Source organism: Actinomadura latina NBRC 106108 (genome assembly GCF_001552195.1).
Taxonomy (GTDB): Bacteria; Actinomycetota; Actinomycetes; order Streptosporangiales; family Streptosporangiaceae; genus Spirillospora; species Spirillospora latina.
This window is the reverse complement of the sequence record NZ_BCQS01000023.1, coordinates 45929-71598: the sequence shown is the minus strand read 5'-3', so window position 1 is coordinate 71598 and position 25670 is coordinate 45929. Positions and strand designations below refer to the sequence as shown.

Sequence of the window (25670 nt, the reverse complement as noted above, 5' to 3'; positions counted from 1 at the left end):
ACGCCGCCCCCGCGGCGTCCCTCCCGGGAGGGACGCCCCGTCCCCCGTGCCCCGCCCGCGAAGACGGCTCCACGGCGTGACGACCCGGCGCCGCCGCGGTCCGTAACCTCCCGGAGCATGGAGGCAACCATCGAAGTACGGGGCCTGCGCAAGCGGTACGGCGCGGCCGTCGCCGTGGACGGGCTGTCGTTCACCGCCGGGCCCGGGCAGGTCACCGGGTTCGTCGGCCCCAACGGCGCCGGCAAGTCCACCACCATGCGGGTGATCATGGGTCTGGACCGGCCCGACGCCGGGACGGCGCTCGTCGGCGGCAGGCCCTACCGGTCGCTGCGCACGCCGCTGTGCCGGCTCGGCGCGATGCTGGACGCGGCGGCGGTGCATCCGGCGCGGCGGGCCCGCGACCATCTGCGCTGGCTCGCGCACGCGAACGGGCTGCCCGCCCGGCGGGTGGACGAGGTGATCGAGCTGACCGGGCTGGGCGGCGCGGCGCGGCGCCGCGCGGGCGGGTTCTCGCTCGGCATGCGGCAGCGGCTCGGGATCGCCGCCGCGCTGCTCGGCGACCCGCCGGCGCTGATGTTCGACGAGCCGGTCAACGGCCTGGACCCCGAGGGGATCACCTGGATCCGCGGGCTGCTGCGGTCGCTGGCGGCCGAGGGGCGGGCGGTGCTGGTGTCCAGCCACCTGATGAGCGAACTGGAGGGCGGCGCCGACCACCTGGTGGTGATCGGGCGGGGCCGGCTGATCGCCGACACCAGCGTCGCCGACCTCCTGGACGCCGCGTCCGGCGGGCGGGTCGAGCTGCGCACCGCGCGGCGGCAGGAGGCCATGACGGTGCTGGCCCGCGCGGGCGCCACCGCGACGGCGACCGGGCCGGACGCGGTGACGGTCGCGGGCCTGCCGTCCGAGCGGATCATCGCGCTGCTCACCGGCGCCGGGGTGGCGTTCAGCGGGATCGCCGAGCACCGGGCGTCGCTGGAGGAGGCGTACATGGAGCTGACCCGGGACGCGGTGGAGTTCCAGGCCCTGACCGGGCGGGAGGCGCAGTGACCGCCGGAACCCCGGCCGCGGGGACGCCCTACCGCAGCAGCGTCCAGGCCGAGGCGCGGGACGGGTTCGGGCGGCTGCTGCTGGCCGAGTGGACCAAGCTGCGCACCGTCCCCCGCTGGATGCTGACCCTGCTCGCAGCGGTCCTGCTGACGGTGCTGGTGGCGCTGCTGTCGGCGGCGGGGACCGAGTCCACCGGCTCCGGGGGCAGGCCCGCTCCCCCGTCCCTGTCGCAGTCCTTCGACCTGGGCCACTTCACCTACCGGCCGCTCGCGGGGGACGGCTCTGTCGTCGCGCGCGTCACGTCCCAGGACGGCGGCGGCGCGTGGGCGAAGGCGGGGCTCATGATCCGGGGCAGCGAGGAGCGCCGCACCCCGTACGCGGCGCTGGTGGCGACGCCGGGGCACGGCGTCCGGCTGCAGACCGGGTACGAGCGGGGCGGCGCGGGCGGCGGGACGGCGGCGCTGCCGCGCTGGCTGAAGCTGACGCGCTCCGGCACGGCGGTGACGGGCTACGACTCGCCCGACGGTCGGACCTGGCACCGCGTCGGGTCGGTCCGCCTGGAAGGGCTGCCGGGGGAGGCGCTGGCGGGCATGGTCGTGGCCGTCCCCGACGTGGTGGAGGTGCAGCGGCAGTTCGGCGGCGAGAGCGTCTCCGGAGAGCCCGGCGGCACCCGCGCGACGTTCGACCACGTATCGGTGTCGCCGGCGCCTCCGGCCGCGCCTTGGCGGGACCGGGGCGCGCCGGGCGGGCCCGCGGCCGACCCGGACGCCGACGGCCGCACGCAGGCGAGCGGGACGTTCACGCTGAAGGGCACGGGCGACATCGGCCCCAACGAGTTCGCCGACGACATCACCAAGACGACCCTCACCGGCGTGCTGATCGGGCAGGCGGCGATCGTCGCGCTCGCGGTGCTGTTCGTGACGGCCGAGTACCGGCGCGGGATGCTGCGCACGACGTTCGCGGCGTCCCCGCGCCGGGGCCGGGTGCTGGCCGCGAAGGCGGCGGTCGCGGGCCTCGCGTCGCTGGCCGCGGGGCTGGCGGCGGCGTTCGGCGCGGTGCTGGTCGCCGGGCCGGTGCTGCGCTCGCACGGCCTGTCGCCGCCGCCGGTGTCGGACGGCGCGGTGCTGCGGGCCGTCCTCGGCACGGCGGCGCTGCTGGCCGCCGTCGCGGTGTTCTCAGTGGCCGTCGCGGTGATCGTGCGGCGCAGCGCGCCCGCGATCACGATCGTGCTGCTGCTGCTGCTCGTCCCGCAGATCGCGGCGACGGGGCTGCCGCTGTCGGCGGCGCGGTGGCTGGAGCGCCTCACCCCGGCCGCGGGGTTCGCGGTCCAGCGGACGGTCCCGCGGTTCGACCAGGCGATCGGCCCGTGGGCCGGGTTCGGGGTGCTGTGCGCCTACACGGCGGCGGCCGCGGCCGCCGCGGCGTGGCTGCTGCGGAAGAGGGACGCGTGAACGCGCTGCACGCCGAGTGGACGAAGCTGCGGACGCTGCCGAGCACCTGGTGGGTGCTGGCGGCCCTGGCGGTGCTCACCGCCGCGGTGGGCGCGGCGGTGACCGGGTCCGTCGACACCTCGCACTGCACGAGCCCGGCGGGCTGCATGGAGGACACGCCGAAGCTGGCGCTGTCGGGCGTCCAGGTCGGGCAGGTCGCCGCGGTCGTCCTCGGCGTCTTGGCGGTCGGCGGGGAGTACGCCACCGGGACGATCACGGCGACGCTGGCGGCGGTGCCGCGGCGGGGCGCGGTCCTGGCCGCCAAGGCCGCCGTCGTCGCGGGCGCGGTGGCCGCCGCCGCGGCGGCCGGGGTGCTGGCGTCGCTGGCGGCCGGGCGGGGCCTGCTGCCCGGCAACGGGTTCACCGCCGCGAACGGCTACCCGCCGCTGTCGCCGCTGGACGGCCCGACGGCGCGCGCCGCGGCCGGCACCGTCCTGTACCTGGTGCTGGTCGCGCTGCTGGCGCTCGGCGCGGGGACGGCGCTGCGGGAGCCGGCGGCGGCGATCACCGCGGTGCTGGCGCTGCTGTGGATCGTCCCGGTCGTCACCCGGCTGGCCGGCGACGCCCACTGGCAGGACAGGCTCGGGAAGGTGTCGCCGATGCCGGCGGGCCTGGCCGTGCAGGCGACGCGGAACCTGGACCGGCTGCCCATCGGCCCGTGGGAGGGCCTGGCCGTGCTGGCCGGCCACGCGGCGGCGGCGCTGCTGGCCGGCTGGATCGTGCTCGCCGTGCGGGACGCCTGAGCTTCAGGCGGCCCGGGTGTCAGGCGCGCGAGGTCGTGTCGCCGTCCTCGCGGATGACCTCGCCGGGGACCACCGGTCCCGGCGGGGTCTCCACGCGCTCGGGGCCGGGCCCCCGGCCGAACGGGTCGAACCCGGCGCCGCCGAGGCCGGGCGGCGGGAACACGGTGGCGGCGCGCTCCTCGGCGGCCCGCAGCCGCCGCGCGGCGAACGACGACAGGGCCCGCCGGACGAGCGGCCGGGTGAACGGCAGCACGAACAGCAGCCCGAGCACGTCGGTGACGAAGCCGGGGAACAGCAGCAGCATCCCGCCGACCATGATCAGCGCGGCGTCGCCGAGCTCGCGGTCCTGCAGGACCCCGGTGCGGACGGTGTCGTGCAGCGCGCCGTAGGCGCGGCGGCCCTCCCGGCGGATGAGCCAGGCGCCGAGCACGGCCCCGGCGACCAGCAGCCCCACCGTGGGCCAGGCGCCGACCGCGGCGCCGACCTGGAGGATCACGAAGATCTCCAGCACGGGCAGCAGCAGGGTTCCCAGGACGATCAGCAGCGGCAGCATGGCCCCATCTTCGGATCGGAAAAGCCTCTACCGTGTCCAACGCCGCGGAGCACCCGATCGTTTCCCGCCGGAGCCCGCCGGCCGCCGCGGGTCTCAGCGCGGCGGGCGGAGCTTGCCAACGCGGTCGGCCATGCCCCACTGGGTGATGCGCAGCGCCGCCTCGGCCATCACGTCCCGGCTCATCTTGCTGGTGCCGTGCTCGCGCTCCACGAACGTGATCGGCACCTCGACCACCCGCAGGCCCTGCCGCAGGGCGCGCAGCGCCAGGTCGATCTGGAAGCAGTAGCCGCGCGAGTCGACCTCCTCCAGCCCGATCTTCGCCAGCGTCGCGGCGCGGAACGCGCGGTAGCCGGCGGTCGCGTCGTGCAGCGGGATGCCGAGCATCAGCCGGGCGTAGGTGTTGGCGCCGCGCGACAGCGCCTCGCGCCGCTTGGGCCAGTTCCGCACCTTGCCGCCGGGCACCCAGCGGGCGCCGATGACGAGGTCGGCGTCCGCCAGGGCGGCCAGCAGCCGGGGCAGCTCCTCCGGCTGGTGGGAGCCGTCGGCGTCCATCTCGACCATGACGTCGTAGCCGCGCTCGGCGGCCCACCGGAACCCGGCGATGTAGGCGGGGCCGAGACCGTCCTTGCCCTCGCGGTGCAGGACCTTGATCTGCCCGTCCCCGGCCGCCAGCGCGTCGGCGACCTCGCCGGTGCCGTCGGGGCTGGCGTCGTCGACCACCAGGACGTCCACCGACGGGACGGCCTCGCGCACCCGGCCGGCGATGCGCTCGATGTTGTCCCGCTCGTTGTAGGTCGGGATGATCACGAGCACCCGGCCGAGGTCGGCTGGGATCTCCATCGGTGTCAATTCCCCTCGTTCTTCCTGGCTGTCCATGCCGCCGCGAGGACCGCGCCGAGCCCCAGCGCCGCGAGCGCCCACTCCGGCGCCGCGCCGAGCCGGTCCGACAGGGTCCGCGCGGTGCGCGCCGGGACGGTGCGGACCTGGATGTCGGGCACGAACTCGCGGGACTCGGCGAGCATCCGGCCGTCCGGGGCGACGATCGCGCTGATCCCGCTGGTCGCGGCCACCAAGATCGTACGGCCATGTTCGACCGCGCGCAGCCGCGACATCGCGATCTGCTGCGGCGGGAGGCTGGTGCGGCCGTAGGTGGCGTTGTTGGTCTGCACGACCAGGATGTTCCCGGGCGCGACGTCCCGGACCTCCTTGTCGTAGGCGACCTCGAAGCAGATCACGTCGCCGACGGTGACCGGCCCGAGCCTCATCACCCCGGAGCGGGTGCCCCTGGCGAAGTCGCGCGGGATCCGCTCGAACCGGGTGATCAGCCTGGTGAGGACGTCGCGGAACGGCAGGTACTCCCCGAACGGCACGGGGTGCCGCTTGACGTAGTAGTCGCCGGGACCGGACCCGGGGTTCCAGACGATGCCGCGGTTCTCGACCTTCTCGCCGTCGGGGGTGTCGGTGAGGGCGCCGACCAGGACGGGGACGCCGACGTCCCGCACCGCGCCGTCGATGGCGGTGTAGGCGTCCGGCTCGCGGTAGGGGTCGAGGTCGCTGGCGTTCTCCGGCCACACGACCAGCTCGGGCCGGGGCAGCTCGCCGGCGCGGACCCTGGCCGCCAGCTCGTGGGTGGCCTTGACGTGGTTGTTCAGGACGGCCTTGCGCTGGCCGAGGAAGTCCAGGCCGAGGCGCGGCACGTTGCCCTGGACCACCGCGACGGTGACGGGGCGGCCGGACGCGGGGGTGGGGATCAGCAGCCCGCCCCCGGCGACGGCGGCGATCAGCGCGAGCGCGCCCGCGACCGGCACCAGGGCCCGGCGCGGCGCGGGCCTCTCCTGCCCGTCCTCGCGCCCCTCCTCATGCCCGTCCCCGGTCCGGTCGCGGCGGGACGCGCGGGCGCGGTGCGCGGCGACGGCGGCGTAGGCGAGCAGCCCGCCGACCAGCGCGGTCAGGAACGTCACCAGGGGCGCGCCGCCGTAGGACGCGTACGGGGTCAGCGGCGTCGCGGTCTGGCTGAACGCCAGCCGGGCCCAGGGGAACCCGCCGAACGGCACGCGGCCGCGGACCAGCTCCTCGGCGACCCACAGCGCCGCCGTCCAGACCGGCCAGCCGGGCAGGCGAGTGACGACCGCGATCCCGGCGCCCAGCGGCAGCAGGTAGGCGGCCTGGACGAGGCTGAGGATGATCCAGCCGTCCGGGCCGATCCGGGAGATGCCCTCCAGGACGGGGACGAAGAACGCCGCGCCGGCGACGAAGGCGAGCCACGCGCCGGTGCGGGGCCGCCGGCCGCGCAGCACGAGGGTGAGCAGCGCGACGCCGGCGGGGGCGAGGAAGGTGAGGTCGAGCGGCGGGAAGGCCGGCCACATGGCGAGCCCGGCGGCCGCGGCCAGCAGGGTGCGGGGCCAGCCCGCGCGGCCGCCCCCGTACAGCCCACGGCGCAGGCGGGCGCCCAACCGGCGCAGCCGTCCGCGCGGCGCCTCACCGCCGGGGGCGCCGTCCGGGCCCGCTCCGGGGCCGCGGGCCGGCGACCGGTCCGGGAGGGTCTCCTGGGCCACGTCCCACCTCGTTCGCTCGTTCCTCCCCGGAACGCTACCGGGCGCGGGCGCCCACGGCGACCACGGCCCGCGCGGACAGGGACGCCGACAGGGACGCCGACGGGGACGGGGACGGGGACGGGAGCCCGGACACGGAAGAGGGCCCGCGACATCCGTCGGGCCGGAGTCGTCCCACAGGCGGTGAGAACGAGGCTCCGTTTTCTACTGGATGTCCGGGCCCTTCCCGGGTCCAACCCCCCGCGCGATCGGGCGGCTCCGCCCGGGCCCGCTCCCGGATCACCGCACTGGTTGAGGCGGGCACGATGCCGACCACTGGCGTGATCCCCGTCCCCGTCGTCGTGCGGTGCCCGGCGGCGCCTCGGGCGGCCGATCGGTGAGTCCCGTGCTGGACTGCAGCAAAACTACCGGCTTCCGGCCCCTTGTCAACCGCGCCATGTTCTGCGGCGACACCATGTTTCCCCAGCTCAGCGCCATGATCAGCGCAGCTGAATTCGGGCCCGGAAGATCGGCGATCATGGCGTGGCGGGCGTGCTCCGGCCGGCCGGCGCGGCGACCACCACCGTCCCGGTCGCGGTGACCGCGACGATCGGCTCCGGAAGCACCTCGGCGGCCGACTCGCCCTTGTCCGGACGGCCCCGGCACACGACGCGGGCCTCGAACTCCATCGCGCGGCTGCGGGTGCCCGCGCGGGTCAGCACCGCGGTCGTCTCCAGCACGTCCCCGGCCTTGACGGGCGCGCGGAACTGGACGTCGGTGTAGGAGGCGAACAGGCCCTCGTCGCCGTCGGTGCGGATGCACAGCTCCGTCGCCGCGTCCCCGAACAGCCCGAGGACGTAGGCGCCGTCCACCAGGTCGCCGGCGTAGTGGGCGTGGGAGTAGGGGACGTAGCGGCGGTGGGTGACGGCCGTCCCCTCGCGCGGATCACTCATCGTCGGCCTCTCCGTCGTTGTGCGCGGGGAACTGGTCGGGCAGCAGGGCGTGCACGAGGTAGCCGGCGACCTCGGCGGGCGTGGTGCCCTTGCCGAAGATCCGGTCGACGCCGAGGTCGGCCTCGGTGACGGTGTCGAACCGGGGGCCGCCGACGACCAGCAGCGGCCGCCCCATGCCGCCGGCGACGGCCGTCGGGTACTCGGCGTGGAACGCGGCGGCCATCTGCTTGGTGTTGTGCAGGTGCGCGTTGCGCTGGGTGACGACCTGGGAGACCAGGACGGCGTCGGCGTCCTCGGCCTTGGCGCGCTCGACCAGCTCCTCGACGGTGACCTGCGCGCCCATGTTCACGACCTGGATCTCCCGGTAGTACTCCAGGCCCTTCTCCCCCGCGAACCCCTTGACGTTGAGGATCGCGTCGATGCCGACGGTGTGGGCGTCGGTGCCGATGCAGGCACCGACGACGACCAGCCGCCGGTTCAGCCCTTCGCGGATCGCCAGGTTGACCTCCTGCGAGGTCAGCAGCGGGTACGCGCGCTCCTCCGGGACGGGGATGGACGCGTAGTCGATCAGATGCCGCACCTTCCCGTACACGATGAAGAAGGTGAAGTCGGGCCCCATCGGCTTGGCGTGCACCACGCTGGCGGGCTCCAGGCCCATCTTCCCCGCGAGCTGCAGGGCGGCGGCCTCGGCGCGCTTCCCGGCGGGGACGGGCAGCGTGAACGACATCTGCACCATGCCGTCGCCGGTGGTGTCGCCGTAGGGGCGGATGATCTGCCGGGTGTCGGCGGGCTCCGCCGGCGCCCGGGTCCCGGTCCCGGGGCTCTCGATCGTCATGCGGGCACCTCCTGCTCTGCGGCGGTGTGGGCGGCGTGCGGGTCCTCGGTGTCGAGGATCTCGATGGCGGGGTTGAAGTAGCCGCCGGCGCGGGGGACGACGCCGTCCAGCCCCTTGCCGCCGTCGGGCGGGCGGCGGGTGACGCCGAACGTCCCCTCGGCGATGGCGGTGAGCAGCCCGTCGTCGGCGACGCGGCCCAGCAGGTCGACCGACTCCGACAGGACCTGCTTGGCGCGCTGGACGAGCATGCCGTCCGGGCGGGGCATGAAGTCCTCGGCGAGGTTCCCGCACGCGTCGCGGACGTAGCGGACGTTCTCCAGGGCGAGGTCGCGGTCCGACAGCCACGGGGTGTGGATGCCCTCGGTCATCATCCCGATCAGGATGATCGACTGGCCGGTCATGACCCCGGCGAGGTTGAAGAAGGCGTCCAGCAGGTAGCCGGCGAAGATGTTGCCGGTCATGTGCTTGGTCGGCGGCATGTACTTCAGCGGCGCGCCGGGGAACAGCTCCCGGACCAGCTGGGCGTGCGCGAGCTCCAGCCGGAACGACTCGGGGATCGCCGGGTTGATCTCGAAGGCGTGGCCGAGGCCGAGCTGCGCGTCGGTGAGGCCCGCCTCGTGCCCGAACCGCTCGTTGAGCAGCTGGCTGACGATCACGGTGTGCGCGGCGTCGACCGCGTCGGCGGTGGTGAGGTAGTTGTCCTCGCCGGTGTTGATGACGATGCCGGCGCGGGCGTGGATCTGCCGGGAGAACCGCTGGTCGATGAACGTCCGGCGCGGGTTGATGTCGCGGAAGATGATCCCGTACATGCAGTCGTTGAGCATCATGTCCAGGCGCTCGAGCCCGGCGAGGGTCGCGATCTCCGGCATGCACAGCCCGGACGCGTAGTTCGTCAGCCGGACGTACCGGCCCAGCTCGCGGGACACGTCGTCCAGCGCGGCGCGCATCAGCCGGAAGTTCTCGCGGGTGGCGTAGGTGCCGGCGTAGCCCTCGCGGGTGGCGCCCTCGGGGACGAAGTCCAGCAGGGACTGGCCGGTGGAGCGGATGACCGCGACGACGTCGGCGCCCTCGCGGGCGGCCGCCTGCGCCTGCGGGATGTCCTCGTAGATGTCGCCGGTCGCCACGATCAGGTAGACGAGGGGGCGCGGCGGGTCGGCGGTGTCGGGGGCGGGCAGCTCGGCCAGCAGCCGGTCGCGCTCGGCGCGGCGCCGGTCGATGCGGGCCATCCCGCCGCGCGCGGCCTCCCTCGCGGCCTTGCGGGCGTGGCCGGAATCGGTCCCGGACGGGAGCCGGAACGACACCCGTCCCCGGGCGGCGTCCCGGGCGAGGTCGCCCAGGGTGGCGTGCGGGCCGTTCAGCAGCGCGTCCCAGACCGGCAGGGCGACGCCGTGCTCCAGGCCGACCTGGCCGCGGACGGCGTCGGCGAGGTGGTTGGTCCAGGGGCGCCCCTCGTCGTCGGCGCCCGTGAGGCCCGCCAGGCGCAGCAGCGCCCGCTCAACCGAGACGGTCGTGTGGGACCGGGCCATCCCGATGATCGGTTCGGCGGCCCGCGCGGCGAGCCGCCGGGCGGTGCGCACCACCTCCGGGTCGAGGTCCAGCTTTCCCTGCGGCGCCATTGCCGTCTCCCCTCACGCAGCCGCCCCTCTCAGGCCGGTCCGAACAATCGTCCTTCACACCGGGTTCTCTACGGGAGATCTTCCGGCATAGACACCGTATTTCACAAGAACTGGCAGCAGAACTCTCCGACCTTCCCCCTCCCGTACCGATCACCTTCCCTGGCCGGGCGGTCACGTCACCTCCAGGTGACGGTCATCGCGAAACCCACCGGTAGAAACGGTCCGTGAAAATAAGCTCACCTGCAGTGATGGGAGCCTGACGCGGGAGGGGCATGATCGTTTACTGTGCGGCCGCGATCTGCGCGATCGGCGTGGTACTGCTGGCGAGCCGGCTCGTCCGGCGCTGGAGGGGCGCGGACGGCCCCGCCCCCGAACTGCAGCGCATCTCGGGAGGTGGGTGAGCGTGCGCGCGCGTCTCGTCGTGCCCGTCCTGCCCGCCGCGGTCGCGGGCGTCCTCGCCCTCCCCGCCGGCGCGCTCGCGGCCCCCACTCCGCCGCCCGGCGCCGCCGTGTGCGTCGACATCGAGATCGGGCCCGGCACCGACGCCGCCGGCTGCGCCGAAACCCCGCCGCCGGACACGCCCGAGCCGTCCCCCGAGCCGCCCCCGCCCTCGGACGAGCCGCCGGCCGAGACTCCGGAGCCGCCGGCCGAGCCCGTCCCGGCCGGGCCGCCCGGCCCGGCCGCGCCGCCGCCCGCGCCGGGTCCCCGCCCGGCGGCGGCCGCGCTGCCGCCGCCCCCGCGGACGCGCCCGCCCGAGCCCTCGGCCGCCGCGCCGGCACCGCCCGCGCGGACACCACGCGAGCAGGCACCGCACGGGCACGCACCGCACGAGGAGGCGGCGCCGGCGCCCGCGCACACGGCGCCGCGCGCCGCGCAGACGGCGCAGCGGCGCCGCAACCCGCTGAGCACCTCGCTGGTCCTCGTCGTCGTCGCGGTCGTCGTCAGCGCCGGCACCGCCATCGCGTTCGCCCGCTGACGGGTCAGGGAAGGCGGCCGACCCCGCCGAGGACGAGGAACCGCTCGGGGTCGGCCACGACGTCGCCCTCGTCCGGGCGCCACAGCGGCACGTACACCAGGCCCGGGTCGAGCATCTCCCAGCCGTCGAAGAACCGCAGGATCTCCGCGTGCGACCGGGCGACCGCCGGGGACGTCGCCCGGTCGTAGAGCTTGCCGATCGCGGCGGTCTTGCCCGGCTGCGCCTCATGGGTGAGGTGGGAGATCACCAGGTGGCTGCCGGGCGCGGCGGCGTCGCGCAGCGCCGCGACGATGCCGGCCGGGTCCTCCGCGGCCTTGACCAGGTGCAGCGCCGCCACCAGCAGGAACGCCACCGGCTCGGCGAGGTCGATCAGGTCCTTCAGTTCCGGGGCGGTGAGGATGCCGGCCGGGTTCCGCATGTCGGCCTGCAGGATCGCGGTGCGGTCGTCGCCGGCCAGGATGCTGCGGCTGTGCGCGACGGCGACGTCGTCGTTGTCGACGTACACCACCCGCGCGTCCGGGTTCACGCCCTGCGCGACCTCGTGCACGTTGCCCTGCGTCGGGATGCCCGACCCGATGTCGACGAACTGGGAGACGCCCGCCCCGGCCAGCGTGCGGACCGCGCGCCGCAGGAACGCCCGGTTCGCCTGGGCCAGTTCCCGCGCCTGCGGCTCGACGCGCAGCAGCCCGGTCGCAAGGTCACGATCGGATGCGAAATTGTGGGCTCCCCCGAGCAGGAAGTCGTACACCCGTGCGACGCTTGGTCTTCGACTGTCGACCTCGGGTGGTATCCACTCGGAGTCCATGCATCGTCTCCCTTTTGACCGAGGGGTGCCGTCCGCGGAGCGGAATCAGCGTAACGCGGCCCCGCCGGCCGGCCCCCCGAACACGGCAGCGAGGACCGATGTCCGATCGACCCGCACGGCCGGGGCCGGTGACCGTCCTGCTCGACCCGGACGGCGCGATCACCGGGTGGAGCGAGGGCGCCGCCCGCCTGTTCGGCCACGATGCGGCCGAGGCGGCCGGGGCGCGGCTGCCCGAACTGCTCGGCCGCCCCGCCGCCGCCGAGCACCTGGCGTCGGCGCTGAAGATGGCCATGTCCGGCCGCTCCTGGAGCGGGGTGCTGCCGCTGTCGGACGACGGGCTGTCGGTCGCGTGCGAGGCGATCACCCGCGCGGACGGCGGCCCCGTCGTCGCACTGACCGTGTCGCCGCCGTGGGCCGACGGCCTGGACCTGCTGAACGAGGCGGGCCGCCGCATCGGCTCCACCCTCGACCTGCACCGCACCGCCTGCGAGATCGTCGCCGTCACCGTCCCACGGTTCGCCGACGCGGGCGCCGTCTACGTCCTGGAGCGGCTCCTCGCCGACGACGACCACCCCGCCGCGGAGGCCGACGGCTCGGCGGTCGTACGGCGCCTGGCGGTGGCGTTCGCCGACGACGACCCCCGCGAGTGGTCCCGCGAGTTCCCCGTCAACGAGGTCATCGTCTACCCGCCGTCCACCCCGTACGCCCGCTGCCTCACCACCGGCGCCATGATCGAGTTCGGCGGCGACGCCATCCAGGACACGATGGCGCGGCAGACAGGCCGCGTCTTCGACGGGCTCCTCGACCACGTGTCGCTGCTGGCGGTGCCGCTGGTGGCGCGGGGCCGGGCGCTCGGCTTCGCGGTGTTCAGCCGCAAGCGCGGCCGGCTTCCGTTCACCGCCACCGACACGGCGCTGGCGTCCGAGCTCGCCGGGCGCGCCGCCACCTGCGTCGACAACGCCTGCCTGTACCGGCGCGAGCACCGCACCGCGACCACCCTGAAGGCCGGGCTGCTGCCCGCCGGGGTCGCCGCCCCGCCCGGCCTGGAGATCGCGCACCGCTACCTGCCGGCCCGCAGCGGCGTCGGCGGCGACTGGTACGACGTGGTGCCGCTTCCCGGCGACAAGGTCGCGGTCGTCATCGGCGACTCGGTGGGGCACGGCGTCACCGCCGCCGCGGCGATGGGTCAGCTGCGGGTCGCCGCGCACACCCTGGCCAGCTGCGAGTTCCCGCCCGCCGAGGTGCTGGAGCGGCTCGACTCCATCGCCCAGGACCTGGACGCCGCCCAGTTCGCGACCTGCCTGTGCATGGTCTGCGACCCGGCGACGCTGCACTGCGAGGTGGCGTGCGCCGGGCATCCGCCGCCGCTGCTGGCCCTCCCCGACGGGACGGCGCGGCGGTTCGCGTTCCCGCGCGGGCTGCCGCTCGGGGTGTCCGACCCCGCGCACCCGCCCGAGTACGAGCAGGTCCCGGCGCAGATCCCGGCGGGCGCCACCCTCGCCTTCTACACCGACGGCCTGGTCGAGAGCCGGATGCGCAACGTCGACGAGGGCATCGCGCGGCTGGCGTCCGCGCTTGTCGCCTCGCAGGCCGGCACGCTGGAGGACACCGCCGACGGCGTCCTGGCCCTGCTGTCCGACCAGCAGGGCCACGACGACATAGCCCTCCTCCTGCTCCGCCCGGCCGGCTGAGCGGCACCGGCCGGGCGGGCCGGCCTACAGGCCCGGGATCTCGTGGTTGCGGAACGCGTCCACGAAGTACTTGTGGTCGTCGCGGACGATCTCGGCGTACCGGGTGCCGAACGCGACCATCGCCTCGACGAACGCGGACTCGTCCGGGCCGATCGCCGCGTGGATGGCGTCCTCGACCTGGAAGCCGACCACGGTGTGGTCGGAGTCGGTGTCGGACACGCAGTGCACCTTGGCGGTGGCGCGGCCGAGGTCGTCCAGGACCGACAGCATGTCCTCCGGCTCGGTGAGGCCGCCCCAGTCCAGGTCCTCCTCGTAGGGCGACAGCTCCTGGACGACGTAGCCGACCCCGTCGATCTGGGTGTGGCCGAGCCACGGGTCGCTGTTGGCCTGCAGCGCGCGGCGCGACACGGCGGTGCGGTGCCCGTGGTGCTGGAAGTACTCCCGTATGCGCGGGTCGTCCACGACACGGCTCGGTGCCGCGACGTTGCCCTGCTTCATCGACAGGATGACGTCGTTCTCCAGCGCCTGGGTGTTGCCCTCGACCAGGATGTTGTAGGCCGACAGCCCGGCCGAGCCGATGCCGAACCCGGACGCGCCCACGATGTCCTTCACCTGGTAGGTGAGGCTGCCGAACCGCTTCTCGCTCGGGATGGTGGTCAGGTACTCCTGGTAGGCGGCCTCCACCCTGGCACGTTCCGCGTCGTCCAGGCGGCGGACGCCGGACCGGTCGCGGAACCGGCGGTCGGGCCCGTCCACGATCGTCATGTCCTCCAGCAGCCCGATCCGGGTGCCGCCCATCGCGGCGACGAGCACGTCGCGGACGTAGCCGTCGGTGTTGTCGAGGGTCAGCGCGAACTTCTCGTCGCCCTCGTGGGCGGCGAAGCGCCGGACCTGGTCGACGTAGGCGCGCACGTAGGCCTCGATCAGCCGGCGGATGTCGGCGTCGGAGATCGCCTTCTGCCAGGCCAGCAGCGCCAGGCTCGCGACGAGCCGCTTGACGTCCCAGGTGAAGTGGCCGACGTAGGCCTCGTCGTAGTCGTTGACGTCGAAGACGAACACGCCGTCGTCGTTCATGTAGGTGCCGAAGTTCTGCGCGTGCAGGTCGCCCTGGATCCAGACGCGGGACGTGCGCTCGTCGGCCCACGGGTCGTCGTCGTGGACGATGTCGGCGTAGAACAGGCAGGCGCTGCCCCGGTAGAACGCGAACGGGTCGGAGGCCATCTTGCGGAAGCGGCGGCGGAACTCGGCGGGGCTGCGCTCCATCAGGTCCGAGAACGCGTCGACGAGGACGTCGACGATCTGCGCCCGGCGCTCCTTGGGGTCCCGGTCGCGCAGTTCCTCGGTGATGCTCGCCATTCTCTCTCCCTCGATGATCGGGTGAGCCCCGCCGCTGCCGGGGCGTTCCCGGTCATTGTGCCGAATCCGGACCGGTCCGGGAGGTGAACAGCGCGCGCACGGCCGGTTCCGACCGCACCAGGTCGAGCGCGGTCTCGGCGTGTCCCGGGACGTAGCCGTTCCCGATGAGCATCGTGACGTCGGCGGCGAGGCCCTCGGCGCCGAGGGCGGCGGCCGGGAACGAGGTCGCCATCGAGAAGAACACGACGGTGCCTCCGGGCGCGGTGGCGAGGATGGCGCCGTGCTCGCAGCCGGGCACGTCCACGCACACGACGGTGACGTCCACCGGCTCGCCGATCGCGGCGGCGACGGCGACGGGGTCGCGGGCGTCGGCGCGGACGACCGCGTCCGCGAGGCCGGACGCGGTGAGGCGCTCCTCCTCCACGGCGGTGGGGACGAGCCCGGTCACGCGGGACGCGCCGGCGCGGCGGGCCGCGGCGAGCGACAGGCAGCCGGACTTGCCGGCGGCGCCCAGCACCGCGACGGAAGGAGCGGTCTTGGAGGCGACCACGCGCGCGGTGAGGGCGGGGGCGCCGCACACGTCCATGACGGCGAGGGCCAGCGGCACCGGCATGTCGGCGGGCAGGACGGCGGCGATGGAGCGGGCGAAAAGGATCGCGTGGCCGCGCGCCGGGACCTGCTCCGACAGCCCGTCCCAGCCGGCCAGCCCGTCGGTGACCGCCAGCGGGGTGAGGGTCAGGGAGACCAGGGTGGCGACGCGGTCGCCCGGCTTCAGGCCGAGCGGCGACTCCGGCCCGGCCTCCTCGACGACGCCGACGAGCATACCGCCCGACCCGGTGACGGGATTGTGCATCTTGCCGCGCTCCCCGATGATCCGCAGCACCTCGGCGCGGATCGCGTCCGGGTCGCCGCCGTGCGCGGTGTGCAGCTGCCGGTAGGACGCGGCGTCCAGGTTGAGGCGCTCGATGGCGATGCGGACCTCGTCGGGCCGGATCTCCGGGCGGGTGTCCAGCCGCCGCGCAGCCTGCGGCAGCACGCCCGCGGGCTCCAGCACCCGGTGAAGCCCCACCTCCGTGCCCGCCGAAGTGCCCGCCGAAGTGCCCGGCCTCGTCCCGCCGTCGGTCATCGCCGTCCCACCTTTCTCCCGAAATCCGCCGGTGTAGCGCAAGATGTACAGGGCACCACTGGTTTCATCGAAAGTCTTCCCGTAACGTCGGGCTCAGACAAGAGTTTTGCGCGATCAATGTGAGGCTAGGAGGCGGTCGACGATGACCACTGCCCTGCACCCGGACGCAGCCGTATCCGGTGGCCCCGTATCCGGTGGCCCCGTATCCGGTGACAACGCGTCCGACGGGACCGCACGCCAGCCGTACGCCTACCGGCGCCGGCCCCTGGAGGAGCCCGACTGGCGGCGCCTGCCCGGATGGCGTGACGTCACGCGGGACGAATGGGAGTCGGCGCAGTGGCAGCGCGCCCACTGCGTGAAGAACCTGCGCCAGCTCCGCCAGGTGATGGGCGACCGGCTGGACGATTCGTTCTACGCCGACCTGGAACGCGACCAGGCCGAGCGCGCCACGATGTCGATGCTGGTGCCGCCGCAGATGCTCAATACGATGGACTCCTCGTCCACCGGCGCCTTCCACGCCGACCCCGTGCGGCGCTACATGCTCCCCGTCTTCAGCGACCGGCGCACCGACTGGCCGTCCCACCCGCACGCCTCCCGCGACTCGCTCCACGAGGCCGAGATGTGGGCCGTCGAGGGCCTCACCCACCGCTACCCCACCAAGGTGCTGGCCGAGCTCCTGCCCACGTGCCCGCAGTACTGCGGCCACTGCACCCGCATGGACCTGGTCGGCAACTCCACCCCGAACGTGGACAAGCACAAGTTCACCATCAAGCCGCCGGACCGGCTCGGCGCCATGCTCGACTACCTGCGCCGCACCCCCGGCGTCCGCGACGTGGTCGTCTCCGGCGGCGACGTCGCCAACATGCCGTGGGCGCGACTGGAGTCGTTCGTCGACTCGCTGCTGGACATCGACAACATCCGCGACATCCGCCTCGCCAGCAAGGCGCTCATGGGCCTGCCGCAGCACTGGCTGCAGGACGACGTCCGCGCCGGCATGGAGCGCCTCGCCGCGAAGGCGCACGGCCGCGGCGCGCAGATCGCGATCCACACCCACGTCAACGCCGCCCAGTCGGTGACCCCGCTCGTCGCCAAGGCCGCCCGCGCGATGCTCGACACCGGCATCCGCGACGTCCGCAACCAGGGCGTGCTGCTGCGCGGCGTCAACGACACCCCGGACGCGCTGCTCGACCTGTCGTTCGCGCTGCTCGACGAGGCCGGGATCCTGCCGTACTACCTGTACATGTGCGACATGATCCCGAACAGCGAGCACTGGCGGCTCGCGGTCTGGGAGGCGCAGGAGCTGCAGCACGCGATCATGGGCTACCTGCCCGGCTTCGCCACCCCGCGCATCGTCTGCGACGTCCCCTACGTCGGCAAGCGCTGGGTGCACCAGCTCGCCGAGTACGACCGCGAGCGCGGCATCTCCTACTGGACGAAGAACTACCGCACCGGCCTGGAGCTGTCCGACCCGGAGGCGCTGACCCGGCGCTACGAGTACCACGACCCGATCTACACGCTGCCGGAGGAGGGCCGGAACTGGTGGCGGGACCGTTCCGAGGCCGTGTGATGCTACCGGCCCGGTGCCTTTACGTTGTAGATCAGAAACGGGGCGGCCTATCCTCGGCCGGATGACACCCGAGCCCACCGCCGCCGACCTGGCCGACGACCCGCACCCGCACCTCGCGCGGCTGCGGCGGCACGCCCCGGCCGCCCGGCTCCCCGAGCTGGGCGGCTGGCTGGTCACCTCCCGCGGCCTGGCACTGCGGGTGATGCGCGACGCGGACGCCTTCACCGTGGACGACCCGCGCTTCTCCACCGCCCAGGTCGTCGGGCCGAGCATGCTGTCGCTGGACGGCCCCGCCCACACCCGGCACCGCGACCCGTTCGCGCGCCCGTTCCGTCCCGCGCGGACCCGCGAGCGGTTCACCGCGTTCGTCGAGGCGGAGGCCGCCCGGCTCGTGGACGGGCTCGCGCCCGCCGGCCGGGCGGAGCTGCGCGGCGGGCTCGCCGGTCCGCTGGCCGTCGCGGTCGTCACCGAGGCGCTGGGCCTGGACGGCGTCGACGCCGCGACCGTCCGGTCCTGGTACGGCGCGTTCGTCGAGGCGGTCTCCGCGATCACCGCGGGCGGCGCCGCTCCGCTCGGCGCGTCCGAGGCGTACGAGCTGCTCACCGCGGCCGTCGAGGAGGCGATCACCGCGTCCCGCCCCGGGTCGCTGCTGGCCGGGGCCGCCCGGGACGAGGCGGGGCTGACCACCGCCGAGATCGTCGCGAACTCCGCGATCCTGATGTTCGGCGGCATCGACACCACCGAGGGCATGATCGCCAACGCCGTGCTGCACCTGCTCGGGCATCCCGGCCAGCTGCGGCTCGTCCTGGCCGACCGGGGCCTGCTCCCCGCCGCGATCGAGGAGTCGCTGCGGCTGGAGCCGTCGGCATCGGTCGTCGACCGGTACGCCACCCGCGACGTCGCGCTCGGCGACGCCCGGATCCGCGCGGGCGACCTGGTGCGGGTGTCGATCGCCGGCGCCAACCGCGATCCGGCGGTCTTCCCCGACCCCGACCGCTTCGACGTCCGGCGGCACAACGCCGCCGAGCACCTGGCGTTCGCGCACGGCCCGCACTTCTGCTTCGGCTCCCAGCTGGCCCGCCTGGAGACCCGCATGGCGCTCACCGCACTGCTCGACCGGCTCCCCGGACTGCGGCTCGACCCGGACCGCCCGGCGCGCCCGCACGGGCTGGTCTTCCGCAAGCCGCCGCGCCTGGACGTCCGATGGGACCGCTAAAGGCCAGTTCAGGCCCCATGTCGCGGCCATACGGGCACGCCGGATATGGGAATATGGCGCAATGATCGTGGAACGCCGAGTCGAACTGCGCTTCGGGCTGCAGAGCCGGGAAGCCGAGACGCACACCAACCTGTCCGCCGTCCGCCAGGACGGCCGCTGCCTCTGGGTGGCGGGCGACGAGACGGCCACCATCGAGCGGCTCACCGCCGTGCTCGACGGCGACGGGCGCGTCACCGGCTACGACGCGCAGGCCACGGTCGCGCTCGCCGACCTCGTCCCGCTGCCGGCCGGCCCCGACGAGGAGGCCGACATCGAGGGCCTCGCGCGCGCCAACGGCTGGCTGTGGGCGATCGGGTCGCACAGCCTCAAGCGCAAGAAGATCAAGCCGGGGCAGAGCGCGGCGAAGTCGCGCAAGCGGCTCGCCACCGTCGTGCGCGAGGACAACCGCTTCATCCTCGTCCGGCTCCCCCTGGCCACCGGCGAGGACGGGCTGCCCGCCGTCGTCCGCGAGGACGGGGACCGCACCGCAGCCGTCCTCGGCCTCGACAAGGACTCCGTCACCGACCTGCTGGCGGACGACCCGCACCTCGCGCCGTTCCTGTCCATCCCGAGCAAGGACAACGGCATCGACATCGAGGGCATCGCCGCGCACGGCGACCGCCTCTACATCGGCCTGCGCGGGCCGGTGCTGCGCGGCTGGGCGGTGCTGGTGGAGATCCGCCCCGAGACCGACCCGGACGACCCGCGGCGGCTGCGGCTGCTGCCCGTCGGGGACGGCAAGGACCGCTACCGCACGCACTTCCTCGACCTCGGCGGCCTCGGCATCCGGGACCTGTGCCCGCACGGCGACGACCTGCTCGTCCTCACCGGCCCGAGCATGGACCTGGACGGCCCGGTGCGCGTCGTCCGGTGGCGGGACGCGGTCCGGCTGGACGCCGCCGAGATCGTCACCGCCGACGAACTGGAGACGCTGTGCGACCTGCCCTACGGCGACGGCGACGACCACGCCGAGGGCATCGCGGTGCTGGACGAGCCGGGCACCCGGCTGCTGGTCGTCTACGACAGCCCGTCCGCCGGCCGGCTCACGGACGGCGGCGGCGTGCTGGCGGACATCGTGGACGTCGGCTGAGCGGAGCCCGCCGGCGGCACCCGAATAAGCGCTCGCTTTCATCTTCTGCTTGTATGGGCCCCGGCAACCGGCGGAACGCGAAGGGGCAGGACAGAGCATGATCGAGTGGTCCGAGGAAGACCTGATGATCCGGGACGCGGTGCGCGGCTGGATCGACGCCGAGGTCCGGCCCAACCTGGACGCGCTGGAGTCGGGCGAACTCCCGCCCTACGACCTGCTCCGCGGCCTCTACAAGACGTTCGGGATGGACGAGATGGCCCGCTCGTCCTTCCAGTCCCGGATCGCCAGGGAGAGGAAGGGCGAGTCCGGGGAGGGCGAGGAGCGCTCCGGCGGCGGGAACGCGACGATGACGATGCTGCCGATCATCGAGCTGTGCAAGGTCGCGCCCGGCCTGGTGTCGGCGATGGGCGTCGGGCTCGGCCTCGCCGCCGGGACGATCATGAAGCGCGGCACGCCCGAGCAGAAGGAGCGCTGGGCGCTGCCGCTGCTGACCATGGAGAAGGTCGGCGCGTGGGCCATCACCGAGCCGAACTCCGGGTCGGACGCCTTCGGCGGCATGCAGGCCACCGCGAAGAAGATCGGCGACGAGTACGTCATCAACGGCGGCAAGACCTTCATCACCAACGGCCCCTACGCCGACACGATCGTCTTCTACTGCAAGCTCGACGACGGGCGCGCCCCCCGCGACCGCGAGATCCTCACGTTCGTCCTCGACCGGGGCATGGCCGGGCTGGAGCAGAGCAGGCCGCTGCGCAAGATGGGCCTGCACTCCTCCCCCACCGGCGAGCTGTTCCTCAACGACGTCCGCGCCGGCGCCGACCGGCTCCTGTCGTCCGGGTCGCAGGGCGGCAAGGAGTCGGCGAAGCAGAACTTCGTCACCGAGCGCGCCGGCGTCGCCGCGATGGCGCTCGGCGTCATCGAGGAGTGCCTGAAGCTGTCGGTCGAGTACGCCAAGACGCGCGAGCTGTGGGGTCAGCGGATCGGCGACTTCCAGCTCATCCAGCTGAAGCTGGCCAAGATGGAGGTCGCGCGGCTCAACGTCCAGAACCTGGTGTTCCGGCACATCGAGATGCAGCGCGCCGGCCGCGCCCCGACGCTCGCCGAGGCGTCGGCGATGAAGCTGTACGCGGCGCAGGCCGCGAGCGAGGTCGCGCAGGAGGCGGTGCAGCTGTTCGGCGGCAACGGCTACATGAGCGAGTACCGCGTCGAGCAGCTCGCCCGCGACGCCAAGTCGTTCCAGATCTACGCCGGCACCGACGAGATCCAGGTGACGCACATCGCGCGCGACCTGCTGTCCCGCTGACCGGGCGGACGCTCCGGAAAGGCACCGTCCCGCGCGAACTTTCGCGCGGGACGGCCCATCGAAATGGTGGGGGGCGGGTGAGAGCTGTCACCCGCCTCTCGGCGAAGACCATTTCTGGACAGCCGACGATGGGGACTGGATACTCACAGCCATGGACGGTCAGCCCCCCTTCCCGGTGAGAGCGTCCGACACGGAGCGGGACCGGGCACTGCGCGTCCTCAGCGACCGCGTGGCCGAGGGCCGGATGTCGAACGACACGTTCGAGCGCCGTGTGGACCAGGTGCTGCGGGCGCGCAGCCGGGCGGAGCTGGCCGGCATCGTGCACGACCTGCCGCCGCAGAACCGCGTGATCGGCCGGCTGACCGGGCTCGTCTCGTCGGTGTCGCAGGCGACCGCGCGGATCGAGGCGGCCTGGCGGGCGCCGCGGCTGCCCCGGTTCATGCTGCCGCCGGCCGACCTGAAGCGGATCGTCGTCGGCCGCGCCCCGGCGTGCCAGTTCATCCTCCCCGACCTCACCGTCTCCCGGTTCCACGCCGAGATCTACCTGGCCGGCGACGGCTGGATGATCTCCGACCTCGGGTCGATGAACGGGACCCGGGTGAACGGGTGGCGGCTGACCGGCCCGGTCCGGCTGCGGCCCGGCGACGAGGTCGGCTTCGGCAACTCCTGCTTCGTCGCCGCCGCGCCCTGACCCGCGGCACCCCGGCAGCACCTGCACAGCCTGACCATCCCGCGCCCCGAGGTGCGGCTCAGCGCCGTCGAGGGCAACCCGGTCCTCGCCGGGGCGCTCCAGCGGGCGCTCTGGGATTGCGTGAATACATGCACACAGGGAATACATGCACACGGGACCGGTCCTTGACAAAGTAAGGTCCGGGTGGGAGGGAGTGGCCGTGCTGATCGGGTTCGCCGTTCCGGGGGCAGGGGCCTGGGCCACCCCGGACAACCAGGTACGGGTCGCGCGGCGGGCCGAGGAGCTGGGCTACCACTCCGTGTGGACGCTGCAGCGCGTCCTCAACCCCGCCGGCTCGGACGACCGGACCTACCGGGGCGTCCCCGACCCGCTCATCACGCTCGCCTACCTCGCCGGGCGGACCCGCCGGGTGCGGCTCGGCGTCGCGATCGTCAACCTGCCGTTCGTGGCGCCGGCGATCCTCGCCAAGCAGGCCGCCACGCTGGACCGCGTCAGCGGCGGGCGGCTCGATCTCGGGCTCGGGCTCGGCTGGATGCGCGAGGAGTTCGCCGCCGCCGGGGCGCCGATGGAGCGGCGCGGGGCGCGCGCGGAGGAGTTCCTCGCCGTGCTGCGCGGCCTGTGGAGCGGTGGCGCGACCGAGTTCCACGGGGAGTTCTACGACTTCCCGCCGGTGGTGATGGAGCCGCCGCCGGTGCAGGCTCCGCTGCCGGTCCTGCTGGGCGGCGCGTCCGAGCCGGCGCTGCGGCGCGCCGGGCGGCTCGCGGACGGCTGGGTCAGCTCAAGCCGCGCTGACCCCACCGTGATCGGCCGCTCGATCGGCGTCGTCCGGGACGCCGCCGAGCGGGCCGGGCGGGACGCGTCCGCGCTGCGGTTCGTGTGCCGGGGCGCGGTCCGCGTCCGCCCCGGCGGGCGGGCGGACCGGCGCCCGCTCACCGGCTCGTTCGAGGAGGTCCGCGGCGACCTGGAGGCGCTCGCCGGGCAGGGCGTCACCGAGGCGTTCATCGACCTGAACTTCGACCCGGAGATCACCGGTCCGGACGCCGGCCCGGGCGCGTCCCTGGACCGCGCGCTGGAGGCCCTGGACGCGTTCGCCCCGCGCTAGAGCGGCGGGCGGCGCGACTCCCAGGGGGTGCTGAGGACGACGGTGGTCCGGGTCGCGACGTTCGCGGCGGCGCGGATCTGCTGGAGCAGCTCCTCCAGCTCGTTCGGGGACGCGACCCGCACCTTCAGGATGTAGCTCTCGTCGCCGGCGACCGAGTGGCACGCCTCGATCGCCTGGAGGTGCGCCAGCCGGTCGGGGGCGTCGTCGGGCGCGGCCGGATCGATCGGCTTGATCGACACGAACGCGGTCAGCGGCAGCCCGATCTCCCGGCTGTCGAGCTGGGCGGCGAACCCCTTGATCACCCCGCGCTTCTGCAGCCGCCGGACGCGCTGGTGCACGGCCGACACCGACAGCCCCGTCTCCTTGGCCAGGTCGGTGAAACTCATGCGCCCGTCGGCGGCGAGCAGCGCAAGGATCTGACGATCGATCTCCTCCACGCGGGAAATCTAGCGTGCCGGGGGCGGTGCGTGCGCCCATAGATCACGGATCGGGCGCCATCGGCGGATTTCGGCCGTCCGGATCAGCGGCGGGAGGGGCGCAGCGGGCCGCAGCTGCCGCGCACGACCAGCTCGGTCGGCAGCAGCACCGGGCCGCCCCTCCCCCGCCGGGCGGGCTCGCGCAGCAGCAGCTCGCAGGCGCGGTACCCGATGTCGTGCCCGGAGCGGGCGACGGCGGTCAGCGGCGGGTCGCACAGCTCCGCCCACGGCACGTCGTCCACCATCGCGATCGACACGTCGGCGGGGACGCGCAGGTCCAGCTCGCGGGCGACCAGCACGGCCGCCTCGCCGAGCAGGTGGCCGGCGGCCAGGATCGCGGTGACGTCGGCGCGGCGCTGCAGGAGCCCCGCGGCGGCGGCGTAGGCCGCGTCGCGGGCCGGACGGGCGGCGACGACGAGGTCCTCCTCCACGGGGACGCCGAGCTGGGCGAGGGAGTCGCGGAACGCGCGCTCGCGCACCCCGGCGGGGGTGCCGGGGACGCCGCCGAGGAAGCCGATGCGGCGGTGCCCGAGCCCGGCGAGGTACTCGGTGAGGGACCGGACGCCGCCGGTGTCGTCGGCGAGCACGGCCGGGACGTCCGGCATGCCGGGCAGCATCCGGTCGGCGAACACGACGCTGGAGCAGACCCGGGCGGCGGCCCGCCAGTCGGCCTCCGTGCCGGCGGGCACGGCGATGATGCCGTCCACCCGCTGCTCGAGGAGCCGCTCGACGATCTCGGCCTCGCGGGCGGGGTCGCCGTGCGCGGCGTCGACGATGACGTGCTCGCCGAGGCTGCGGGCGCAGGAGAGCACGCCCGCGACCAGCTCGGCGCGGAACGGGTCGGTGACGTCGGGGACGATCAGCCCGATGCCGCCGCTGCGGCGCAGCTTGAGGCCGCGGCCGAGGGCGCTCGGGCGGTAGTCGAGCTCGCGCGCGACGGCCAGCACGCGCTCGCGGGTGGCCGCGCTGACCGAGCCCCCGGAGAACACCCGGGACACGGTGGCGATGCCGACGCCCGCCGCCGCGGCCACGTCCTTGATCGTCGCCGACCGCCGCTGCGCCACCCGCGACCTCCCGTTTCGCCCGTTTTCGATGATCTTATCCGGCGGAGCGCTCCCATGGAAACGATTCCATGATGTTTACTCCACACAGTGATGCAAAGCCCCTGCTCGGCAGGGGGTAATGGAAACGTTTCCAAAGGGGTTCGGATGGCCAAGATCGTGCTGGATCGGGTCGACAAGGTGTACAGCGGCGGCGTGAAGGCCGTGGACGGCCTCGACCTGGAGATCCGCGACGGCGAGTTCATGGTGCTGGTCGGCCCGTCCGGCTGCGGCAAGTCGACCGCGCTGCGCATGATCGCCGGGCTGGAGGAGATCAGCGGCGGGAAGATCTCCATCGGCGACCAGGTCGTCAACGACCTCGCGCCCAAGGACCGCGACATCGCGATGGTCTTCCAGAACTACGCCCTCTACCCGCACATGACGGTCGAGCAGAACCTCGCGTTCGGCCTCAAGCTGCGCGGCACGCCGAAGCCGGAGATCAAGGCCAAGGTCCGCGAGGCGGCCAAGATGCTGGGCCTGGAGCAGTACCTGTCCCGCAAGCCCGCCGCGCTGTCGGGCGGCCAGCGGCAGCGCGTCGCGATGGGCCGCGCGATCGTCCGGGAGCCGCAGGCGTTCCTGATGGACGAGCCGCTGTCGAACCTGGACGCCAAGCTCCGCGTGTCCATGCGCGCCTCGCTGAGCCAGCTGCACGAGCGGCTCGGCGTCACCACCGTGTACGTCACCCACGACCAGGTCGAGGCCATGACGCTCGGGTCGCGGGTGTGCGTGCTGCGCGACGGCGTCCTGCAGCAGGTCGACACCCCGCAGCGGCTGTTCGACAACCCGGTCAACCTGTTCGTCGCCGGGTTCATCGGGTCGCCGGCGATGAACTTCGTCCTCGCCGACCTGACCGCCGGAGAGGGCGGCGCGCAGATCTCCTTCGCCGGGTACACGCTGCCGGTGCCGGCCGCGACGCTCGGCGACAAGCCCGGCCTGCAGGACTACCTCGGCCGCAAGGTCATCCTCGGCATCCGCCCCTCCGACTTCGAGGACGGGGCGCACGCCAACCCCGAGTGGGCGCCGATGGCGGTCCGCAGCAGCGTCACCGAGGAGCTGGGCAGCGAGATCAACGTGATCTTCACGATCGACGCCCCGCCGGTCGAGCACAAGGACACCGTCGCGCTCGCCGAGGACGCCGACGGCGACGGCGACATGGCGATCCCGCTGGCCGAGAACAAGGCGCTGTGGACGGCCCGCGTCAACTCCCGCTCGCACGTGCGCCCGGGCCAGAACGTGCAGCTCGCCGTCGACACCCGCCGGCTGCACTTCTTCGACCCCACCAGCGGCCTGGCCATCGGCCACCCCGGCGCCGCGGCCCGGCACGGCGCCGCCGGCCTGCGCAAGTAACACCCGGCGCCGAGCAC

The 25670-nt window shown here is 74.1% G+C and carries 24 protein-coding genes; 13 read left to right on the top strand and 11 right to left on the bottom strand.

Annotation, left to right across the window (positions count from 1 at the left end):
- Positions 1 to 117: 117 nt before the first annotated feature.
- The 3 genes from AL2_RS26410 to AL2_RS26400 are packed head-to-tail and all read left to right on the top strand — an operon-like array spanning position 118 to position 3280.
- A complete protein-coding gene (locus AL2_RS26410) occupies positions 118 to 1047 on the top strand; it encodes an ABC transporter ATP-binding protein (protein WP_067638125.1) in 930 nt (309 codons plus the stop codon).
- Positions 1044 to 2498: a DUF1349 domain-containing protein gene (locus tag AL2_RS26405; protein WP_067638123.1), complete on the top strand. Its 1455-nt coding sequence runs from the start codon at positions 1044 to 1046 to the stop codon at positions 2496 to 2498. The genes AL2_RS26410 and AL2_RS26405 overlap by 4 nt, the downstream gene beginning before the upstream one ends.
- Entirely contained in the window at positions 2495 to 3280 is a 786-nt protein-coding gene (locus tag AL2_RS26400; RefSeq protein WP_067638121.1) for an ABC transporter permease subunit, read from the top strand. The genes AL2_RS26405 and AL2_RS26400 overlap by 4 nt, the downstream gene beginning before the upstream one ends.
- Before the next feature lie 19 nt (positions 3281 to 3299).
- On the opposite strand, the gene AL2_RS26395 is transcribed toward AL2_RS26400, so the two are convergent.
- The 6 genes from AL2_RS26395 to kamD all read right to left on the bottom strand — a co-directional run bounded on the left by AL2_RS26395 (position 3300) and on the right by kamD (position 9768).
- A complete protein-coding gene (locus AL2_RS26395) occupies positions 3300 to 3833 on the bottom strand; it encodes an FxsA family protein (protein ID WP_067638119.1) in 534 nt (177 codons plus the stop codon).
- A 93-nt stretch (positions 3834 to 3926) separates the two neighbouring features.
- Entirely contained in the window at positions 3927 to 4673 is a 747-nt protein-coding gene (locus tag AL2_RS26390; RefSeq protein WP_067638117.1) for a polyprenol monophosphomannose synthase, read from the bottom strand.
- Positions 4674 to 4678: 5 nt separating this feature from the next.
- Positions 4679 to 6388 carry an apolipoprotein N-acyltransferase gene (lnt, locus tag AL2_RS26385; protein WP_067638115.1) on the bottom strand — a complete coding sequence of 570 codons (1710 nt, stop codon included), beginning with the start codon at positions 6386 to 6388 and terminating at the stop codon, positions 4679 to 4681.
- A 512-nt stretch (positions 6389 to 6900) separates the two neighbouring features.
- Positions 6901 to 7317, bottom strand: coding sequence for a 3-aminobutyryl-CoA ammonia lyase (gene kal, locus AL2_RS26380; protein WP_067638113.1), 417 nt, complete (start codon positions 7315 to 7317; stop codon positions 6901 to 6903).
- Entirely contained in the window at positions 7310 to 8152 is an 843-nt protein-coding gene (gene kamE / locus AL2_RS26375; protein WP_067638111.1) for a lysine 5,6-aminomutase subunit beta, read from the bottom strand. The genes kal and kamE overlap by 8 nt, the downstream gene beginning before the upstream one ends.
- The gene (kamD, locus tag AL2_RS26370; RefSeq protein WP_067638109.1) at positions 8149 to 9768 is read right to left on the bottom strand and encodes a lysine 5,6-aminomutase subunit alpha; all 1620 of its coding nucleotides are present in this window, start codon (positions 9766 to 9768) and stop codon (positions 8149 to 8151) included. The genes kamE and kamD overlap by 4 nt, the downstream gene beginning before the upstream one ends.
- Positions 9769 to 10040: 272 nt before the next feature.
- Here kamD and AL2_RS39860 point away from each other — a divergent pair, with 272 nt between their 5' ends.
- Both AL2_RS39860 and AL2_RS26365 read left to right on the top strand, forming a co-directional pair.
- Entirely contained in the window at positions 10041 to 10169 is a 129-nt protein-coding gene (locus AL2_RS39860) for a hypothetical protein (RefSeq protein ID WP_281181618.1), read from the top strand.
- A 2-nt stretch (positions 10170 to 10171) separates the two neighbouring features.
- A complete protein-coding gene (locus tag AL2_RS26365) occupies positions 10172 to 10744 on the top strand; it encodes a hypothetical protein (RefSeq protein WP_067638107.1) in 573 nt (190 codons plus the stop codon).
- A 4-nt stretch (positions 10745 to 10748) separates the two neighbouring features.
- Here AL2_RS26365 and AL2_RS26360 read toward each other — a convergent pair whose 3' ends face one another.
- Entirely contained in the window at positions 10749 to 11549 is an 801-nt protein-coding gene (locus AL2_RS26360; RefSeq protein ID WP_067638106.1) for an SAM-dependent methyltransferase, read from the bottom strand.
- 98 nt (positions 11550 to 11647) lie between these two features.
- Here AL2_RS26360 and AL2_RS26355 point away from each other — a divergent pair, with 98 nt between their 5' ends.
- The gene (locus AL2_RS26355) at positions 11648 to 13240 is read left to right on the top strand and encodes a SpoIIE family protein phosphatase (RefSeq protein WP_168444814.1); all 1593 of its coding nucleotides are present in this window, start codon (positions 11648 to 11650) and stop codon (positions 13238 to 13240) included.
- A 24-nt stretch (positions 13241 to 13264) separates the two neighbouring features.
- Here the strand turns inward: AL2_RS26355 and AL2_RS26350 are convergent, their stop codons facing one another.
- Complete coding sequence (locus AL2_RS26350; RefSeq protein ID WP_067638101.1) at positions 13265 to 14596, bottom strand: DUF2252 domain-containing protein; 1332 nt, start codon at positions 14594 to 14596, stop codon at positions 13265 to 13267.
- A 52-nt stretch (positions 14597 to 14648) separates the two neighbouring features.
- The gene (kdd, locus tag AL2_RS26345) at positions 14649 to 15722 is read right to left on the bottom strand and encodes an L-erythro-3,5-diaminohexanoate dehydrogenase (RefSeq protein ID WP_067638099.1); all 1074 of its coding nucleotides are present in this window, start codon (positions 15720 to 15722) and stop codon (positions 14649 to 14651) included.
- Positions 15723 to 15864: 142 nt separating this feature from the next.
- Between kdd and AL2_RS26340 the strand changes: the two genes are divergently transcribed.
- The 6 genes from AL2_RS26340 (at position 15865) to AL2_RS26315 (ending at position 22730) form a co-directional block, all read left to right on the top strand.
- Positions 15865 to 17289, top strand: coding sequence for a KamA family radical SAM protein (locus AL2_RS26340; RefSeq protein ID WP_083946923.1), 1425 nt, complete (start codon positions 15865 to 15867; stop codon positions 17287 to 17289).
- A gap of 61 nt (positions 17290 to 17350) precedes the next feature.
- Positions 17351 to 18505 (top strand): cytochrome P450, encoded by a 1155-nt coding sequence (locus AL2_RS26335; RefSeq protein ID WP_067638097.1) that lies wholly within the window; start codon positions 17351 to 17353, stop codon positions 18503 to 18505.
- Between the two features lie 61 nt (positions 18506 to 18566).
- Positions 18567 to 19634, top strand: a complete 1068-nt coding sequence (locus AL2_RS26330; RefSeq protein WP_067638095.1) for a DUF3616 domain-containing protein — start codon at positions 18567 to 18569, stop codon at positions 19632 to 19634.
- 97 nt (positions 19635 to 19731) lie between these two features.
- Entirely contained in the window at positions 19732 to 20937 is a 1206-nt protein-coding gene (locus tag AL2_RS26325; protein WP_067638093.1) for an acyl-CoA dehydrogenase family protein, read from the top strand.
- Between the two features lie 151 nt (positions 20938 to 21088).
- The gene (locus AL2_RS26320) at positions 21089 to 21628 is read left to right on the top strand and encodes an FHA domain-containing protein (protein WP_067638091.1); all 540 of its coding nucleotides are present in this window, start codon (positions 21089 to 21091) and stop codon (positions 21626 to 21628) included.
- 199 nt (positions 21629 to 21827) lie between these two features.
- Positions 21828 to 22730, top strand: a complete 903-nt coding sequence (locus AL2_RS26315) for a TIGR03619 family F420-dependent LLM class oxidoreductase (protein WP_067638167.1) — start codon at positions 21828 to 21830, stop codon at positions 22728 to 22730.
- Here the strand turns inward: AL2_RS26315 and AL2_RS26310 are convergent.
- Together AL2_RS26310 and AL2_RS26305 are read right to left on the bottom strand one after the other, a co-directional pair.
- On the bottom strand, positions 22727 to 23167 hold the full coding sequence (locus tag AL2_RS26310; RefSeq protein ID WP_083946922.1) for an Lrp/AsnC family transcriptional regulator: 441 nt from the start codon (positions 23165 to 23167) through the stop codon (positions 22727 to 22729). The genes AL2_RS26315 and AL2_RS26310 overlap by 4 nt on opposite strands.
- A gap of 83 nt (positions 23168 to 23250) precedes the next feature.
- A complete protein-coding gene (locus tag AL2_RS26305; protein WP_067638089.1) occupies positions 23251 to 24270 on the bottom strand; it encodes a LacI family DNA-binding transcriptional regulator in 1020 nt (339 codons plus the stop codon).
- 144 nt (positions 24271 to 24414) lie between these two features.
- On the opposite strand from AL2_RS26305, the gene AL2_RS26300 reads away from it, so the two are divergent.
- Complete coding sequence (locus AL2_RS26300; protein ID WP_067638087.1) at positions 24415 to 25653, top strand: ABC transporter ATP-binding protein; 1239 nt, start codon at positions 24415 to 24417, stop codon at positions 25651 to 25653.
- The last annotated feature ends 17 nt before the right edge of the window (positions 25654 to 25670 follow it).